1 protein-coding gene is annotated in these 567 nt (G+C 66.3%); it reads left to right on the top strand.

The window, feature by feature from the left end:
* Window positions 1-567: endo-1,4-beta-xylanase (locus OO69_RS48140; protein WP_033287387.1), on the top strand; the 567-nt coding region annotated here is incomplete at both ends.

The following is a 567-nucleotide window of genomic DNA, read 5'->3' on the forward strand; positions in this document are numbered from 1 at the left end:
GTCTACAACTGGGCGGTGCAGAACGGCAAGCAGGTGCGCGGCCACACCCTGGCCTGGCACTCCCAGCAGCCCGGCTGGATGCAGAACCTCAGCGGCAGCGCGCTGCGCCAGGCGATGATCGACCACATCAACGGCGTGATGGCCCACTACAAGGGCAAGATCGTCCAGTGGGACGTCGTGAACGAGGCCTTCGCCGACGGCAGTTCGGGAGCGCGGCGGGACTCCAACCTGCAACGCAGCGGCAACGACTGGATCGAGGTCGCCTTCCGCACCGCGCGCGCCGCCGACCCGTCCGCCAAGCTCTGCTACAACGACTACAACACCGACGGTGTCAACGCGAAGAGCAACGCCGTCTACAACCTGGTCAGGGACTTCAAGTCCCGTGGCGTACCGATCGACTGCGTCGGCTTCCAGTCCCACTTCAACAGCGCCTCGCCGGTCCCGTCCGACTACCGGGCGAACCTGCAGCGCTTCGCCGACCTCGGCGTAGACGTGCAGATCACCGAGCTGGACATCGAGGGCTCCGGCACGGCACAGGCCAACAGCTACAGCAACGTGGTACGCGCC

It is taken from the genome of Streptomyces sp. NRRL F-525 (assembly GCF_000716605.1).
GTDB lineage: Bacteria > Actinomycetota > Actinomycetes > Streptomycetales > Streptomycetaceae > Streptomyces.